Annotated in this window: 1 protein-coding gene; it reads right to left on the bottom strand. The window is 59.1% G+C overall.

Annotated elements, in window-relative coordinates; genetic code table 11:
* Positions 1-192: 192 nt before the first annotated feature.
* On the bottom strand, positions 193-572 hold a 380-nt coding region (locus tag EEB15_RS34410; RefSeq protein ID WP_233259730.1), incomplete at its 5' end, for a hypothetical protein.

The raw sequence follows: 572 nt of genomic DNA, 5'->3' as shown, positions 1-572 counted from the left end.
CCCATGTGGGTGAGGCGGGGAGACCTGTCCGGCGGATAATGCCCAAGGCGTATCCACCCTGCGGATGACGAAGCAAGAAGACCCGGCAGGCATAGGCTGCCAGGCGACCCGTACTCGAGCGCGCTCCGCTACGCAACATCGAGAGCGCCTTCTGGATGTCATGCCACCGGAGTCTCCCAGGCCCTGGCGAATTTACGTCCGGGCGTCCTGAAACCCGACGAAAAACCCCATTCGGGGATGAATTCCGCCCGCCGTCTCTGGCATCATCCGCGCCGCTTCTCGCCCGAACGCCGGGGCGGTGATGTGTAGAAAGACCACGCACTGTTTTGTGTACAAAAGTCTGCTGATTCTTTTTGTCACAAATCGTTTTTGTGTATCCAGTTTTCTTCGCGCTGCCAACCCAAAGTCGAGCACGCCCCTCCCGACCACGCACCAGTGCAAGGCAAAAACTGTCCTTGGGGTCAGGTTTTTGCCGTCGTAGAGAGGTTGGAGGCATTTCGCCGCCTTTGTCCAAAACACTGAAAAAACAGGCGTTCCCTTCGCCGCAGGAAACCCGGCGAAGCTCCCGCGCC

Source organism: Ramlibacter sp. WS9 (genome assembly GCF_003797765.1).
Taxonomy (GTDB): Bacteria; Pseudomonadota; Gammaproteobacteria; order Burkholderiales; family Burkholderiaceae_C; genus Ramlibacter.
Note: the sequence above shows the minus strand (reverse complement) of the source record. Positions and strands in the feature narration are given on the sequence as shown.